Raw genomic sequence first — 16,148 nt, 5'->3', positions numbered from 1 at the left:
GCACCAGGGATATCCGTGAAAATACGTCGTCGCTCCGGCCCGGGCGCGCCGATCGCCGTCGCCCTCCGGGCCGTCGCCCGGACCGCAAAGGCCAAACAGTCATGAGCAGCCAAGAGCACTCCGAAGCAGCCCTGCCGAGCGAGCGGGGCGACACGCGCGAGGGCACCGTCGCGACGGGCCGGTCCGATCCGTTCGCCAATCCGGGCCTGCCCCCGCACGAGCCCCGCGTCCAGGACGTCGACGAGCGGGCGGCCAAGCGCTCCGAGCGCGTGGTGGCCTTCCTCTTCACGGTGTCGATGCTGGCCACGATCGCCTTCATCGTCGCCTATGTCACGATCCCGGTGGACCGGAGCGTCTACCTCTTCCCGATCGGCCGCGTCAGCGCCGCCAACATCACGCTGGGGACGTCCCTGGGCGTGGCGCTCTTCTGTCTGGGGGCGGCGGCGGTCCACTGGGCGCGGACCCTGATGTCCGACGTCGAGCTCGTCCAGGAGCGCCATCCCGTCGAGAGCGCACCGGAGATCAGGACCAAGGTCCTGGCCGACTTCCAGGAGGGTGCCGCCGAATCCGGCCTCGGCCGCCGCACGTTGATCCGCAAGACCATGCTCGGCGCGCTGACCCTGATCCCGCTGTCCGGGCTGGTGCTGCTGGGCGGCCTCAGCAAGGCGGCGCCCGGCACCAAGCTGCGCACCACGGCCTGGAGCAGGGGCAAGGTGCTGATCAACCAGAACACCCTGCAGCCACTGCGTCCCGAGGACATCGAGGTCGGTTCCCTCTCCTTCGCCATGCCCCAGGGCATGAAGGAGGAGGACGACGACTTCCAGAACCAGATCGCCAAGGCCGCCGTGATGATCGTCCGGCTCCGTCCGGAGGACATCAAGGACAAGAAGGAACTGGACTGGTCCGCCGACGGCATCGTCGCCTACTCCCGGATCTGCACGCATGTCGGCTGCCCCATCACCCTCTACGAGCAGCAGACCCACCACGTGATGTGCCCGTGCCACCAGTCCACCTTCGACCTCTCGGACGGCGCACGCGTGGTCTTCGGCCCCGCCGGTCACGCACTGCCCCAGTTGCGGATCGGTATCAACAAGGACGGTCACCTCGAAGCGCTCGGCGACTTCGCGGCACCCGTCGGTCCTTCCTTCTGGGAGCGCGGATGAGTACAACCACCACCACACAAGCGGGCGATCGGCGAGCGCCCGCCGGCGAGCGGGTCGCCGACTGGGCCGACGGCCGGCTGGGGATCTACAGCCTGGCCAAGGCCAACATGCGGAAGATCTTCCCGGACCACTGGTCCTTCATGCTCGGCGAAGTCTGCATGTACAGCTTCATCATCATCATTCTCACGGGTATCTACCTGACGCTGTTCTTCCACCCGAGCATGAACGAGGTCGTCTACCACGGCTCGTACGTCCCCCTCCAGGGCGTGCGGATGTCGGAGGCGTTCAAGTCGACCGTGGACATCAGCTTCGACGTGCGCGGCGGCCTGCTGATCCGGCAGATCCACCACTGGGCCGCGCTGATCTTCCTCGCGGGCATGTTCGTCCACATGATGCGGGTCTTCTTCACCGGCGCGTTCCGCAAGCCGCGCGAGGTCAACTGGATGTTCGGCTTCCTGCTGTTCGTCCTCGGCATGCTGGCCGGCTTCACCGGCTACTCGCTCCCCGACGACCTGCTCTCCGGCACCGGCGTCCGCATCGCCGACAGCATGATCCTGGCCGTTCCGCTGGTCGGCACCTATCTGTCGTTCTACGTGTTCGGCGGGGAGTTCCCCGGCACGGACTTCGTCAGCCGGTTCTTCCCGGTCCACATGCTGCTGCTGCCGGGCCTCATGCTCGCGCTGATGGTGGGCCACCTGATCCTGGTCTTCCACCACAAGCACACCCAGTTCGCGGGCCCGGGCCGGACCGACAAGAACGTGGTCGGGGCGCCCTTCATGCCGGTCTACATCGCCAAGGCGGGGGGATTCTTCTTCCTGGTCTTCGGCGCCATCGCGGCGATCTCCGCGATAGCCACGATCAACCCGGTCTGGGACGCGGGCCCCTACCGCCCGGACCACGTCTCCAACGGCTCCCAGCCCGACTGGTACATGGGCTACACCGAGGGCGCCGTCCGGGCCATGCCCGGCTGGGAGTGGAGCGTCCTGGGGCACACCATCAACTTCGGTGTCCTGGTCCCGGTGGTGCTGCTGGTCACGGTGCCCGCCGTGCTCGCCGTATACCCGTTCGTCGAGGCGTGGATCACCGGCGACCAGCGCGAGCACCACATCCTGGACCGGCCGCGCAACGCCCCGACCCGTACCGCCTTCGGCGTGGCCTGGGTCAGCTGGTACGGCGTGCTCCTGCTCGCCGGCGGCAACGACCTGCTGGGACTGCTGTTCCACCTCTCGGCCAACGGTGTCACCTGGTTCGCGCGCATCGGGTTCTTCGTGGTCCCACCGGTGATGTTCGTCGTCACCCGGCGCATCTGCCTGGGCCTGCAGCGCCGCGACCGCGACAAGGTGCTGCACGGCCGTGAGTCCGGCATCATCAAGCGCCTGCCGCACGGGGAGTTCGTTGAGGTCCACGAGCCGCTCTCGCAGGAGCAGCTGCACGTCCTCACCGCGCACGAGCAGCGCCTGCCCGTCGCGCTGGAGGCCGCGGTCGACACCAACGGCGTCGAGCGCAAGCTGACCCGCAAGGAGAAGCTGCGGGCCCGGCTCTCCCAGGGCCTCTACGGCGAGGGCCGGCAGATCCCCAAGCCGACCGCCGAGGAGTACCGGGAGATCACCAGCGGCCACGGCCACTGAGTTCCGACGGCCCGGCGCTCCCCTCCCCGGGGACGCCGGGCCGTTCCCATCTCCGGTCCCCGCTACGGGACTTGGCCGGGGCGGGCGTGCACCCGCCCGCATTGGACCGGGCCCACGACGAGCGGCGATCATATTCCCGTCGACGACCCACTATCGACGGCCCACCGTCGGCGCCCCATCGGCGCCGGACCCCACCGCCCGGACGTCCCCGCCCGGACCGTGCCGTTCCGCGCCCGGCGGCACCGCACCGGCCGCACCTCGCCGGCCGCCGTACCTCACCATCCGCCGCACCTCGCTGTCCGCACCACCGGCCGGGGCCGCGGGACACCTTCCCCACCGCGGCTCCGACCCCCGCAGGCACCGCCGGACCCCGGCCAGGCCATGCGCTCTCAGCTGCACAACGCGACCAGAAGGGCGAGAAGATGAGCCTGCGCTCGGGCACCGGCGGCCGTGACGCCGGGGACGGCCACGCCGTCGTGATCGGGTCGGGCCTCGCGGGCCTCACCGCGGCCCAGGCCCTGGTCGACCACATGGAGCGGGTCACCGTCGTCGAACGCGACCGGCTCCCCCGGGGGCCGCGCCGGCGGCGCGGCGTACCGCACGCCCGGCACGCGCACCATCTGATGCCCCCGGGACTCCAGGGTCTCGAACAGCTCTTCCCGGGCATCACCCGGGAGTTGCACGCCGCCGGCATGGTCCGCGTCCGCGTCCCCCGGGACACCCTCCTGCTCGGCCCCGGCGGCTGGCTGCCCCGCTTCGAGAGCGACCTGGCGATGACCACCGGCTCCCGCGACGTCCTGGACGCGGTGGTGCGGGACCGGCTGCGCGCCGACCCCAAGGTGACCTTCCTCCAGGAGCACGAGGCCGTCGGACTGCGCGCGGGCCGCCACGACACCGTGACGGGCCTGTGGGTCCGCGGCCGCGACCGCGGCGCACCCGGCGGCTGGGGCGAACCCCGCGTGATCGAGGCGGAGTTCGTCGTCGACGCCTCGGGGGACGCCTCGCGCGCCCCGCAGTGGCTGGCCGAACTGGGCTACGGCACACCGCCGGAGTCGGTGTCCGGCACCGGGACGGGCTGCGCCTCGGCCCTGTTCGCCCCGCCCGTCGGGCACGTCGCCGACTGGACGTACCTGCGGCTGATGGCCTCGCCGGACACCCCGCGCGAGGGCGTCCTCTCCCCCGTCGGCGACGGCAAGTGGCTGGTGTCGATCGCGGGGAGCACCGGCCCGGAGGGCCTCCCCGCCGACCACGCCGGCTTCCTGCGGGCCGCCGGCGGGCTGCGGCACCCCCTGCTGCGGGAGGTCCTGGAGGGCGCCGTCCCTCTCGGCCCCGTCTACCGCTCCCGCCTCGCGGAGAACCGCTGGCGCCACTACGAGCGGATGCGCCGCTGGCCGGACCAGTTCCTCGTCATCGGGGACGCCCTGGCCACCTTCACCCCCTCCCACGGCCAGGGCATACCGGTGGCCGTGCACAGCGCGCTGCTGCTCGACGCGCTGCTGCGCAGCCACGGCAGCCCGGTGGGGGTCACCTACCGGCTGCGGCAGAACCTGGCCCGGCAGGTCGCGGCGGCCTGGCGGACCGCGACCACCGCGGATCTCCCCTTCCCCTGGGCCGAGGGGGCGGAGCCGCCCGCCCCGGGCACCCGGCTCCGCCGCCGGTACGCCGACCGGCTCGCCGCGGCCGCCCCGGGCAGCCGCCGGGCGGCCGGCGCCCTGCTCGAAGCCCAACTCCTCGTCACTCCGGCGCCGTCGATGCGGCCCGGCGCGCTCGCCGCGGCCCTGCGCGGACCGCGCCGGGGCGTGCCGGCGGAGCCGCCCAGCACCACCCATGGCGCGCCCCGGCGCAAAGGTGCGCCGGCCAGGCGCGTGACCGGGGCCCCGGCCGGCGCCGATCCGTTTCCCGTCGATCAGCTTTCCGTTGATCCGTTTCCCCAACTCGCCCCCGGATCACAGTAATCCGGCGACGGGGTGTTCCGCCACGGCGATTGAATATCCCGTACGAGTGCTCTCACTATTCTCCCCGGGCCACCTCGACAACCCGGGAGGGAATCAGTTGATAACCAATCCGCGGCTCTCCATTCTCTATGTCAGCGACCGGGACAGAACCCTCGACTTCCTCACCAAGATCCTCGATTTCGAGCTCATGGCGGACGTGCCCCTCAACGACGGCGGACGCTGGGTCGAAGTCCGTCCGAAGGGGTCGCAGACCTGTGTGGTGCTCGCCGCCGTCGAACCGGACGTCCTGGCGCGGCTGCGCTCGACGGTCGGCCGGATGACGCACGGCTGGTTCGACTGCGACGACCTGGACGCCACCGTGGGCGACCTGCGGGCACGCGGCGTCACGATCGTCGTGGAACCCCAGGTGGCGCCGTGGCGGGAGAACGCCCGGTGGGCGCAGATCGCCGGGGACGACGGCAATCTCTACGGGCTGACGGAACGCGGCCACTGAGGAGGGCCGTTGACCGCCGGGAACGGGGCGCGCGGGAGGGACGCGCTCGTGAACGGCGCGGTCTTCGAACGGCGTAGCCTTCGAACGGCCCGGTCTTCGAACGGCGCGGTGGGGCCGGGGATTTCCCCGGCCCCACCCTTTTCCGTCGTTCCTCTTCCGCCGACACCCGGACCCACCCCGACGGAATTTACTCGTGCTCCCTACACCCGACAAGCCCCGGGGAATTAAGACGAGTTGAGTTCCGCACGGAGCCCTCACTCATCCGGCGTCCCCGGCACCGCCCTCCCACCCGCTGACGGGGTAGTCGACATACCCCTCGGCCTCGCCCGCGTAGTACGTAGCCTGGTTCGCACCGGCCAGCTCGCGGCCCATCGCGAACCGGGTGACGAGGTCGGGGTTGGCGATGAAGTGCGTGGCGTACGCGACGGCGTCGGCGATGCCGGCCTCGACGACGGCGTTGCCCGTCTCCCGGTCGAAACCGTTGTTCGCGATCAACGGCCCGTCGAACAGCCGCCGGTAGCGGGCGATGGCCTCGAAGTCCGGGGTGTCGCCGGGGGCGGGGACGTCGCGGCCGCGCAGGTGCAGATAGGCCACGGGGTGGTGATTGAGCTCGGCCACCAGCTCGTCGTAGTCCGCGAGGGTGCGCTCGTCGGGGGCGAAGCGGTCCCCGGAGGTCCAGTAGGGGGACAGCCGGACGCCCACGCACCGCCCGCCCCAGGGCTCGGCCACCGCCTCGACGATCTCCAGCAGCAGGCGCCGGCGACGGGCGGCGTCCCCGCCGTAGGCGTCGGTGCGCAGGTTGAGCCGGGGGTTGAGGAACTGCGGGATCAAGTACGGCCCGATGCCGTGGATCTCGACGCCGTCGAACCCGGCCTCGCGGGCGTTCCGCGCGGCGGCCCGGTAGTCGGCGACGGTGGCCGCGATGTCCTCGGCGGTCATCTCGCGCGGGGTGACGGTGGCCGTGAACCCCCGGGCGGTGAAGGTCATTTCGTTGGGGTTGACGGCCGACGGGCCGAGGGGCAGCTCACCGCCGAGGTGGTCGGGATGGGAGGCCGCGCCCACGTGCCAGAGCTGCTGGACGATCCGGCCGCCGAGGGCGTGCACGACGTCGGTGACCCGCCGCCACCCGGCAACCTGCTGCTCGCTGTAGGCGCCGGGGACGTTGATGAAGCCGATCGCCCGCTCGCTGACCCAGCTGCCCTCGGTGATGATCAGGCCGGCGCTGGCCCGCTGTCCGTAGTAGGCGGCGTGCAGATCCGTGGGCACCAGGCCGTCGTTGATGGCGCGGGCCCGGGTGGTCGGGGCCATCACCACCCGGTTGGGCAGCTCGAAGTCGCCGAGTTCCACCCGCTGCAACAGCGGTTGCGCCAGGGTGGTCGGCTGCGTCGTACTCATCGTGTGTTCCCCTCATGGTTCAGGGCCGGCGAGGGCCGGCATAAGGCCGCGCGAGGAGTTGCTCCCCCGCCTCGACTCCATGCATTGACCATGAAATCAAACGAACTTGACGCCGAAAGGTGACCCCCCGCCCGAGGCGCACGGGCCTTCGATCCCCGAAGCCCTGCGGGCCCCGCGGGCGGCATCCGGAAACCCCGGCACGGGCATGGACAGGGGCGAATGGTCTAGTCCACAATGAGGGCATCGAGCTCCGCCCTCCCCGCACAGGTGGGCGGCACGGGGCCCGGCGCTCTCTGCCCTGACCGCGCCGCGCCCCCCGGTCGGCCGACTCCGGGCACGGGGCCCGCACACCTCGCGGACCCGGACCGGCCGATATCAGCTCCGGGCTGCGGTGCCGGTCGGGTCGAGGGTCCCTGCCGCGCGCCGCGGCCCGTGGCGCTGCCCGGCCCCCGCCCGGAGGCTCTACGGCCAGGCGCGCAGGGCCAGTTCGGCCACCGCCTCCAGCTCCTCGCGCGTGGCGCCGTCGCACGCCTGCTGCGACATGCCCTGGACGGTGGCCGCCATGAAGCGCGCCAGCGCCCGCGCGTCGGTGTCCGCGGGCAGCTCGCCCGCCGCCTTGTCGGCCTCGATCGCCCGCTCCACGGCCCGCACATGGGCCTCGCGGCGCTCGCGCAGATCCGCCACGACGTCCGCCGAGGCGGCGGTCGCGTTGGTCGCCGCGGTGATGACCAGGCAGCCGTGCGGCCGGCCGGGGGCCGTGTACTCGGCGGCCGCCTCGCGCAGGGCGCGCCCGGCCCCCCGGCGGGCGGTGGGCTCCTCGGCGAAGGCACGGCCGAGGAACGCCCCGTAGGTGTGGCCGTACTCCTCGACGGCCGCGGAGAACAGGGCCTTCTTGTCGCCGAACGCCGCATAGAGGCTGGGGGCGCCGATGCCCATGACCCGGGTGAGGTCGGCGATGGAGGTGGCCTCGTAGCCGTGCTCCCAGAAGGCCATCACCGCTCGTTCGAGGGCGGTCGCCCGGTCGAAGGACCGGGGACGCCCGCGCTGCTTCGTTGCCATACCCCAATTCTATAGCGCTCGCTAGAAAATACCTGCTACCTTCTTTCCGTAACGACCCCTACAGAAAGTGGGGGCTTCCCGACCTCCCCCGACGAGCACCGGGCGACGGGGCAGTGGATCGACGCGACAGGGGGCGCCCTTCTGTAGCGGGTCGGCGACCGCCGCCCCGGGCCCGCCTCTGTTAGATTGGTCTATACCACCCCATAGACCAGATCGGCAGGCCCCAGCGTGGAAGTTGTCATCGTCCCGGACGCCAAGGCAGGCGGCGAACTCATCGCGGAGGCCATCGCCGCCCTGCTGAGCCGCAAGCCCGACGCTCTGCTCGGCGTTGCCACCGGCTCGACGCCGCTGCCCGTCTACGACGCCCTGGCGGCCCGGGTGCGCTCCGGCGCCCTGGACCCCTCGCGCGCCCGCATCTGCCAGCTCGACGAGTACGTCGGCCTGCCGGCCGACCACCCCGAGTCCTACCGGTCCACGGTGCTGCGCGAGGTCGTGCAGCCGCTCGGGCTGACCGAGTCCTCCTTCATGGGCCCCGACGGGAACGCCGAGGACGTCCAGGGGGCCTGTGACGCCTACGACCGCGCGCTGGCCGGGGCGGGCGGCGTGGACCTCCAGCTGCTGGGCATCGGCACCGACGGCCACATCGGCTTCAACGAGCCCTGCTCGTCGCTGGCGTCCCGCACCCGCATCAAGACCCTGACGGACCAGACCCGCCAGGACAACGCCCGCTTCTTCGACAGCATCGACGAGGTCCCCCACCACGTCATCACCCAGGGCATCGGCACGATCCTGGAGGCCCGCCACCTGGTCCTCCTGGCCACCGGCGCCGGCAAGGCCGAGGCCGTGGCCCGCTCGGTGGAGGGCCCGGTCTCCGCCCTGGTCCCCGCCTCGGCGCTCCAGCTGCACCCCCACGCGACGGTGGTCGTGGACGAGGCGGCGGCGTCCGAGCTCAAGCTGGCGGACTACTTCCGGGCGACGTATGCCGCGAAGCCGGCGTGGCAGGGGCTGTAGCCCCTGCCACGGGTGGAGGGCGGGGGCGGGGCGGGCGCCGGATGGCTTGTGCCCCGGTCCCGCCCTTTCACCGTTTCTTCCGGGGCTGCGCCCCTCCGCCCGCAATGCGGCTTCGCCGCATTGTCCTCAAGCGCCGGACGGGCTATTCAGCCCGTCCGGCGCTTGAGGACGAGCGGCGAAGCCGCGACAACGGGGGCCAGGGGGCGAAGCCCCCGGTGGGGCGCAGGGGCGAAGCCCCGCCCACCCGCGCGAAGCGCGGTGTCGGGTCCGGGGCTTGCCCCGGGGAAACGGTGAAAGGGCGGGCCAGGGGCAAACCCCCCGCCCTCAGGCGGACGCCACCCGCACCCCCGCAATCACCTCAGCCGCAGCCACCCCACACACCCGCGCCGCACCATGCGTCGCAATATGCAACGCCCCCACAGGCAAAGCCTGGTTGAGCCCCATCTCCACCACGACCGTGTCCGGCCGCGCCCCCAGCAGCGCGGACAGCGCGGCCGCCATCCACCCGTGCCGGTGGACATCCCGCACCACGGCGACGATCCGCCGCTCCCCCGCCGCCCGCAGGACGGTGTCCGCCGAGGCCGTGTCCCGGCCGTACGTCCCGCTCGTCGTCCCCGGCAGCAGCCGTTCCAGCTCCGCGCCCACGCCCCAGGGCGTCTCGTCGCCGACCGCGATGTTCGCCAGCGGGGTGAACGCCGCGACGTGCACGGGGCCGTCGAAAGGCGCATACCCCGCCGAGGGGGTCACGCGCAGGGCCCGCCGCGCGGCGACCAGCCCCACCTCGGGCGCGGGCACAACACGCGAACCCGCACCCACCGCCCACGACGCCAGCCCCCGCACCCGCCCCGCCGCGTCCGCGAGCCGCTCCTCGCTCAACTCCCCGTCCCGCACGGCCCGCACCAGCGCGTCCCGCAGCCGCAGCACGGTCTCCTCGTCCGCCAGCCCGCCCCCGACGCAGATCGCGTCGGCACCGGCGGCCACGGCCATGACGCTGCCCCGCTCGATGCCGTAGTTGTCCGCGACGGCCCGCATCTCCATGCCGTCCGTGACGATCAGCCCGTCGAAGCCGAGCCCGCCCTTCCCGACGGGCGCCCGCAGCAGCCCGTGCAGCGCGGCGGGACTGAGCGTGGCGGGCAGCCGGGGGTCGAGCGCGGGCAGCAGGATGTGCGCGCTCATCACGGCCTTGGTACCGGCCGCGACGGCCGCCCGGAAGGGCACCAGTTCCCGCGCCTCCAGCGTCGCCAGGTCCACGTCCACCCGCGGCAGATCGTGGTGGGAGTCGACCGACGTGTCCCCGTGCCCGGGGAAGTGCTTGGCGCACGTCGCGACGCCCGCCGCCTGCATGCCCTCGACGTAGGCGGCGGTGTGCCGGGCGACGAGGGCGGGGTCGGCCCCGAAGGACCGCACGCCGATGACCGGGTTGCCGGGATCGGAGTTGACGTCGGCGGACGGCGCCCAGTTGAGGTTGACGCCGCAGGCGGCGAGCCGGCGGCCCAGTTCCCCGGCGACCGCCCGGGTCAGCTCGGTGTCGTCGACCGCGCCGAGCGCGAGGTTGCCGGGGAACGAGGAGCCGGTGCGGACCTCCAGGCGGGTGACGTCCCCGCCCTCCTCGTCGATGGCCACCAGTACGTCCTCCCGCTCGGCGCGCAACCGGGCGGTGAGTGCGGAGAGTTGCTCGTCCGATGCGATGTTGCGGCCGAACAGGCCGACGGAGGCGAGTCCTTCGCCGAGCCGTCGCAGCAGCCAGTCGGGGGCGGTCGTGCCGGTGAAGCCGGGCTGGAGGACGGTCAGGGCGTCACGGGTCAGCGTGTCCATGGGTGTAGTGCTAGCCCTTCACTGCGCCGGAGGTCAGTCCTCCCACGGCCCTGCGCTGGAGGATGACGAAGAGGATGAGGATGGGGACGGCGAAGAGCGAGGAGGCGGCCATCGTGGCGCCCCAGTCGTCGCCGAACGTGGTGCGGAACCCCGTGAGCCACAGCGGCAGGGTCTGCGCCGAGGGGTCCTTGCTCAGGATGAGGACGTAGGGGAACTCGTTCCAGGTGGTGATGAAGCCGAACAGCGAGGTGGCCATCAGCCCGGGCGCCAGCAGCGGGAAGATCACCCGCAGGAACGCCTGGGGCCGGCTGCACCCGTCCACCATCGCCGACTCCTCCAGTTCCTTGGGCACGGCGGCCACATAGCCGCGCAGCGTCAGAACGGTGAACGGCAGCACGCAGAGCGTGTAGATGGCGATGAGCGGCGGCAGGCTGTTCAGCATGTCGGCGTCGCGCACCATCATGTAGTACGCGATGACCATCACCTCCCAGGGCGCCATCTGGGCCATCATCATCACCAGGATGAAGCCGCGCCGCCCGCGGAACCGCATCCGCGCGATGGCGAAGGACGCCAGCAGGGCGATGACCAGCGACAGCAGGACGGCGACCACCGTGGTGATCAGCGAGTTGGCGACGAACGTCCAGAAGCCGTCGGCCTCGACGGCCCGCCGGAAGTGCTCGGTGGTGGGGCTGGTGGGGAACCAGACGGGGGTGTCGCCGACGATGTCCTTGTTGGCCTTGAAGGCCGTGGTGAACATCCAGTAGACGGGGAAGACGAAGCCCAGGAACAGGACGACCGCCGTGGCCCCCGGCCAGATGCGGCCGAACAGGGAGCGCCTCACAGTTCGTCCTCCTCCTGCTTGAGCACCAGGCGCAGGTAGTAGGCCGACATCGTCACCAGGATGAGGATGGTGAGGATGGAGATGGCCGAACCCATGCCGAAGTGCTGGTTGTTCATGCCCTCGACGAACGCGTAGACCGGCAGCGTCTCGGTGAGCCGGTCCGGACCGCCCTCGTTGATGACGAAGACCTGGGTGAACGACTTGAAGATCCAGATGACTTCGAGGAACGTCGTCGCCAGGAAGAAGGGCTTGAGGAACGGGAAGGTCACCGAGGTGAACCGCTTCCACACGCCGGCGCCGTCGAGCGCGGCGGCCTCGTAGAGCTCCTTGGGGATGGTGGTCGTCGCCGCGTAGAGGTTGATCGCCACGAACGGCACGGACTGCCAGACGATCAGCACGGTGATGACGAAGAAGGTGGAGAACTGCCCGCCGGTCCAGTTGTAGTCGGCCATCGAGTGCCAGCCCAGTTGGTCCAGCACGTAGTTGACGACGCCGAAGCGCTGGGCGAACAGCCACTGGAAGACGGTGGTCGCCGCGACGACGGGCATCGCCCAGGTCAGGACGAGCCCCAGGGAGAGCAGCAGCCGCAGCTTCTTGCCCAGCCGGGCGAGCAGCAGTCCGATCAGACAGCCGATCAGCATGATCAGCGCCACGTTGGCGGCGGTGAACACGATCGACCGGAGGGTCACCCGCCAGAACTCGGAATTGCCCAGCGTGTCGGTGTAGTTGCTGAGTCCGGTCCACTCGGTGGTGCGGCGGATGAGCTGCCGCCGGTTGAGGTTCTGGAACGACAGCAGGCCGTTCTCGACCATGATCCAGCCGAGCAGCAGCACGGTGAAGACGGCCGCGGGGAGGATCAGCAGATAGGGGACGGACTTCCCGGCGTTCCCGGTCCTCCGGTCACCGCCGCGACGGGCGGGCGGCGACCCGCCCTTGCCGGCCGGCGGCGCGGCCCCGGCCGTCGCCTCTTCGGTCTGCGCTGACATCGTCGTCCGCCTTCTCCCCTGTTCACTTGCACGGTGGTACGGCGGGCCGGGCGGGAGCCGCGGGCGGACCGTCGCCCGTGCCCCCGCCCGCCCGGGTCACTGCTTCTGGCTGAGGCGCTTGTTGACGTCGCCCTCGACCTGCTTGGCCGCCTCCTCGGGCGACTTGCCGCCCAGAACGGCCGTCATGTATGCCTTGATCGGGTTGGGGGCGTTCTCCACCGCGGCCCACTCGGGGATCAGCGGGGTGGTGCCACCGCCCTTGGCGGCGGGTGCGGCGGCCTCGGCGGCCGCGTTGCCCTTCAGATTCGCCAGCAGCGCGTCCTTGTTGGGGATCGAGCCGACCTCCTTGGCCAGCGCGCCCTCGTTCTTGTCGGACAGCGCGATCTTCAGGAACTCCTCGGCGAGTTCCTTCTTCTTGCTGCGCTCGGCGATCGCCAGGTTGGAGCCGCCGAGGAAGACGCCCTCGGGCTTGTCCGCGCTCTCGCCCGGGATGGTGAAGTAGCCCAGGTCCTTCTCGATCTGGGGGTTGGCCTTGATCGCGGTGGCCGCCTCCCAGCCCATGCCGATGAACGCGCCGGTCTTGCCCTTGGCGAAGACGTCGGCCTGCTGCGGGGTGGCCTCGTCCTTGTCCTGGGGGGCCTTGCTGAACGCCTGGTACTGCTTGTAGATCTCCATCGCCTTGGCGACCTTGGGGTCGGCGAGGTTGGAGACGTACTTGTTGCCGTCCTTCTTCACCAGGTCGGCGCCGGTGCCGATGGTGAGGCCGGTGAAGAAGTACCAGTTCTGGCCCGGGAGATAGAGCGGCTCGGCGTCGCCCTTCTTCTGGATCGCCTCAAGGTCCTTGAAGAAGTCGGCGCGGGTCTTCGGCACGTCCTTGATGCCGGCGTCGGCCCAGATCTTCTTGTTGTAGATGACGACGCGGTTGGCGGCGTACCAAGGGGCGGCGTACTGCGTCCCGTCGAAGACGGCCGGCTTGTTGAGGGACTCGGTCCAGTCCTTGCCGATCTCCTTCTTCAGGTCGCCGAGGTCGGCGAGGCCGCCGGTCTCCGCGTAGGAGGGGGTCTGGGTGTTGCCGACCTCGAAGACGTCCGGCGGCGTGGACTCGGAGAGCGCGGTGGTGAGCTTCTGCTGGATGCCGTCCCACTTCTGGACCTGGACGTCGAGCTTGGCGCCGGTCTTCTGCTCGAACTCGGCCTGGACCGCCTTCGTCCAGCCGGGCGGGTTCGAACCGTCCATGAACCAGACCGTGAGCGTCTTGCCCTTCGAGTCCCCGGAACCGGAATCCTTGTCGCCCTTGTCGGACCCACAAGCAGCCACACTCACCAACAAGGCCGCGACACCTGTCGCCGCTATGAGCCCACGCTTCACAGCACTCTCCTCAGGACCGAAAAGTGGTCTTTAATGGTTTAGACCAGTGCCCGCAGCTTGGCCTAGACCTTTTGGGGTGTCAAGGGTGTATAAGAGTCGCTGTCGGCTCCGTTACCGGACCGACACCTGAGGACGACCAGGACATCTCCGGTCCCCTCGGGTCGTGCCCGTGCCACCATGTGACGGCGATGGACGGAGGAGCCGGTGACGGCAGCAGGATCGGAGTCGGGAAGGCACGCGATGGCGACCGAGGGCGGGACGACGGAGGGCGGCGGCACCGCGGGCGGTGCGCGGATCGCGCGCGTCCCCAAGTACTACCGGCTCAAACGTCATCTGCTGGAGATGACCGAAACCCTTCCCCCCGGCACTCCGGTGCCCCCGGAGCGCACGCTCGCCGCGGAGTTCGACACCTCGCGGACGACGGTCCGTCAGGCCCTCCAGGAGCTGGTGGTCGAGGGGCGGCTGGAACGCATCCAGGGCAAGGGGACATTCGTCGCAAAACCTAAGGTCTCGCAGGCGCTGCAACTGACCTCCTACACGGAGGACATGCGGGCCCAGGGCCTCGAACCCACCTCCCAACTCCTCGACATCGGCTATGTCACCGCCGACGACCGGCTCGCCTCGCTGCTGGACATCGTGCCGGGCGGCCGCGTCCTGCGCATCGAGCGGCTGCGGCTGGCCAGCGGTGAGCCGATGGCCATCGAGACCACCCACCTGTCCGCGAAGCGCTTCCCGGCGCTGCGCCGGAACCTGGTGAAGTACACCTCGCTCTACACCGCGCTGGCCGAGGTCTACGACATCCACCTGGCGGAGGCCGAGGAGACCATCGAGACCTCGCTCGCCACGCCCCGCGAGGCGGGCCTGCTGGGCACGGACACGGGCCTGCCGATGCTGATGCTCTCGCGGCACTCGCTGGACGCGGAGGGACGGCCGGTGGAGTGGGTGCGGTCGGTCTACCGGGGCGACCGCTACAAGTTCGTGGCGCGGTTGCAGCGGCCGGTGGGGTAGCACGGCGGGAGCCGACCCGGGCCGGGGGTCCGGGGGGCATCCCCCGGGACAGCACAGCGTGGCGCGGTTGCAGAGGCCGGTGGGGTAGCACGGCGGGAGCCGGCCCGGGCCGGGGGTCCGGGGGTCATCCCCCGGGACAGCACAGCGTCGCGTGGGCCGTCCCCGGCCGGGGGATCCCGTCCGACTCCACGGGAGCGGAACGTCCGGATACGGCCACCCTCCCGCCCCCACCAGCCACCGGACCCCTGGTCTATGCCTATTGACGCCCATGACGGCGGCTCATAGTGTCACGGCCGCCGACCCTCTGGCTCTGCGAGAGGACGATCGTGACCTCACCCACCGCCGAAGCGGCGGACTTCCGGCCCGACGGTTCACCGGCCGCCCCGAAAGGGCCCGGCGCGGCCGAAACCGTCGGCCTCGGCCCGGCGCTCGCCCCGGACAAGCTCCTCGCCCACGGCGCACTGCTGCGCCGCTTCGTGGACGGCGACCGGCTCCGCCCCGTCCACCTGCGCCTCGCCCTGGCGCCCGACGGCACCGGAAGCACCCCGTCCACCGGCCTGGCCACGCACGACGCCGTGCGTCTGCTGCGCGGCTTCGCGGACGCCGGCGGCCGGGCGGTGTCGTTCCGCGGCGGCGGCGAGCCCACCGCGCACCCCGGCTACGCGGCCGTCTGCGACGCGGGCCACGAGGCCGGGCTGCGGCTGGGGCTGGTGACCGACGGCGTCCGGCTCGGCCGGCCGGACGTCGCCGAGTGCGTCGCCTCCACCCACACCTGGGCGCGCGTCGCGTTCGCGGACGACGCGACGCTCCTCGACGACGTCGGCCGGCTGCGGCAGTCGGCCATCGACCCGGACTTCCGCATCGGCTTCCACTATGTGATCGGCGCACGGAACCGGACCGGCATCCTCGGGGCGGCCCGCGCGGCCCGCGGCGCGGGGGCGCACTACATCCGCTTCGAGGCCGCACCCGGCGCGCACGACGGACCTGGAGCGCTTGACGCGACCGCCGCGCCGGACGCGACCGCCGCACTGACCGAGGCCGCCCTCCTCGTCACCCGGGACTTCGAGGTCCATCTCGCCCCTCACGACCGCGACCACCCCGCGAACGGCCGCTTCCACCGCTGCCACTACAGCCGCTTCACCGCCACCGTCGGCGCCGACGGCCACCTCTACCCCTGTCCGCAGGTGCGGACCGACAGCCACTACCGGACCGGCGACGTGGTCGCGGACGGCTGGGCGGAGGCCCTCGACGGCGACGCCCGCGCCGCCTGGGAGGCGACGGACCCCCTGGGCACCGAGCGGTGCGGCTCCTGCTTCTACCGCCCGCAGAACGAGCTGCTGGAACAGCTGCGCGCGGGCCACGGACCGGCGTCGGAGTACGTGACCGAGGTGCCGTCCACACTCCACGCCGACTTCGTATGACGCCC

Annotated in this window: 13 protein-coding genes; 7 read left to right on the top strand and 6 right to left on the bottom strand. The window is 71.5% G+C overall.

Annotation, left to right across the window (positions count from 1 at the left end):
* Positions 1–101: 101 nt before the first annotated feature.
* The 4 genes from AB8735_RS24830 (at position 102) to AB8735_RS24815 (ending at position 5,239) form a co-directional block, all read left to right on the top strand.
* Positions 102–1,163, top strand: a complete 1,062-nt coding sequence (locus AB8735_RS24830) for a Rieske 2Fe-2S domain-containing protein (RefSeq protein ID WP_372409465.1) — start codon at positions 102–104, stop codon at positions 1,161–1,163.
* Entirely contained in the window at positions 1,160–2,791 is a 1,632-nt protein-coding gene (locus AB8735_RS24825) for a ubiquinol-cytochrome c reductase cytochrome b subunit (RefSeq protein WP_344023410.1), read from the top strand. The genes AB8735_RS24830 and AB8735_RS24825 overlap by 4 nt, the downstream gene beginning before the upstream one ends.
* Before the next feature lie 422 nt (positions 2,792–3,213).
* Positions 3,214–4,746, top strand: coding sequence for an NAD(P)/FAD-dependent oxidoreductase (locus tag AB8735_RS24820; RefSeq protein ID WP_372409463.1), 1,533 nt, complete (start codon positions 3,214–3,216; stop codon positions 4,744–4,746).
* Between the two features lie 97 nt (positions 4,747–4,843).
* Entirely contained in the window at positions 4,844–5,239 is a 396-nt protein-coding gene (locus tag AB8735_RS24815) for a VOC family protein (protein WP_344023414.1), read from the top strand.
* 258 nt (positions 5,240–5,497) lie between these two features.
* Here the strand turns inward: AB8735_RS24815 and AB8735_RS24810 are convergent, their stop codons facing one another.
* Positions 5,498–6,634 carry an alkene reductase gene (locus AB8735_RS24810; protein ID WP_372409461.1) on the bottom strand — a complete coding sequence of 379 codons (1,137 nt, stop codon included), beginning with the start codon at positions 6,632–6,634 and terminating at the stop codon, positions 5,498–5,500.
* 462 nt (positions 6,635–7,096) lie between these two features.
* Positions 7,097–7,693, bottom strand: coding sequence for a TetR/AcrR family transcriptional regulator (locus AB8735_RS24805; protein ID WP_372409460.1), 597 nt, complete (start codon positions 7,691–7,693; stop codon positions 7,097–7,099).
* Between the two features lie 228 nt (positions 7,694–7,921).
* Between AB8735_RS24805 and nagB the strand changes: the two genes are divergently transcribed.
* Positions 7,922–8,704, top strand: a complete 783-nt coding sequence (nagB, locus tag AB8735_RS24800; protein ID WP_372409458.1) for a glucosamine-6-phosphate deaminase — start codon at positions 7,922–7,924, stop codon at positions 8,702–8,704.
* Between the two features lie 324 nt (positions 8,705–9,028).
* Here the strand turns inward: nagB and AB8735_RS24795 are convergent, their stop codons facing one another.
* The 4 genes from AB8735_RS24795 to AB8735_RS24780 form a co-directional block, all read right to left on the bottom strand.
* Positions 9,029–10,519 carry a glycoside hydrolase family 3 protein gene (locus tag AB8735_RS24795; protein ID WP_372409457.1) on the bottom strand — a complete coding sequence of 497 codons (1,491 nt, stop codon included), beginning with the start codon at positions 10,517–10,519 and terminating at the stop codon, positions 9,029–9,031.
* A gap of 10 nt (positions 10,520–10,529) precedes the next feature.
* Entirely contained in the window at positions 10,530–11,360 is an 831-nt protein-coding gene (locus AB8735_RS24790) for a carbohydrate ABC transporter permease (protein ID WP_372409456.1), read from the bottom strand.
* Positions 11,357–12,346: a sugar ABC transporter permease gene (locus AB8735_RS24785; RefSeq protein WP_344033106.1), complete on the bottom strand. Its 990-nt coding sequence runs from the start codon at positions 12,344–12,346 to the stop codon at positions 11,357–11,359. The genes AB8735_RS24790 and AB8735_RS24785 overlap by 4 nt, the downstream gene beginning before the upstream one ends.
* Positions 12,347–12,442: 96 nt before the next feature.
* Positions 12,443–13,714: an extracellular solute-binding protein gene (locus tag AB8735_RS24780; RefSeq protein ID WP_372409454.1), complete on the bottom strand. Its 1,272-nt coding sequence runs from the start codon at positions 13,712–13,714 to the stop codon at positions 12,443–12,445.
* A gap of 240 nt (positions 13,715–13,954) precedes the next feature.
* Between AB8735_RS24780 and AB8735_RS24775 the strand changes: the two genes are divergently transcribed.
* Together AB8735_RS24775 and AB8735_RS24770 are read left to right on the top strand one after the other, a co-directional pair.
* Positions 13,955–14,722, top strand: a complete 768-nt coding sequence (locus tag AB8735_RS24775) for a GntR family transcriptional regulator (protein WP_372409453.1) — start codon at positions 13,955–13,957, stop codon at positions 14,720–14,722.
* Between the two features lie 326 nt (positions 14,723–15,048).
* Positions 15,049–16,143: a radical SAM protein gene (locus AB8735_RS24770; RefSeq protein WP_372409451.1), complete on the top strand. Its 1,095-nt coding sequence runs from the start codon at positions 15,049–15,051 to the stop codon at positions 16,141–16,143.
* Positions 16,144–16,148 lie beyond the last annotated feature (5 nt).

Source organism: Streptomyces luteireticuli (assembly GCF_041519305.1).
Taxonomy (GTDB): Bacteria; Actinomycetota; Actinomycetes; order Streptomycetales; family Streptomycetaceae; genus Streptomyces; species Streptomyces luteireticuli.
The sequence above is the reverse complement of the archived record's forward strand: the minus strand, read 5'-3'. Positions and strand labels throughout refer to the sequence as shown.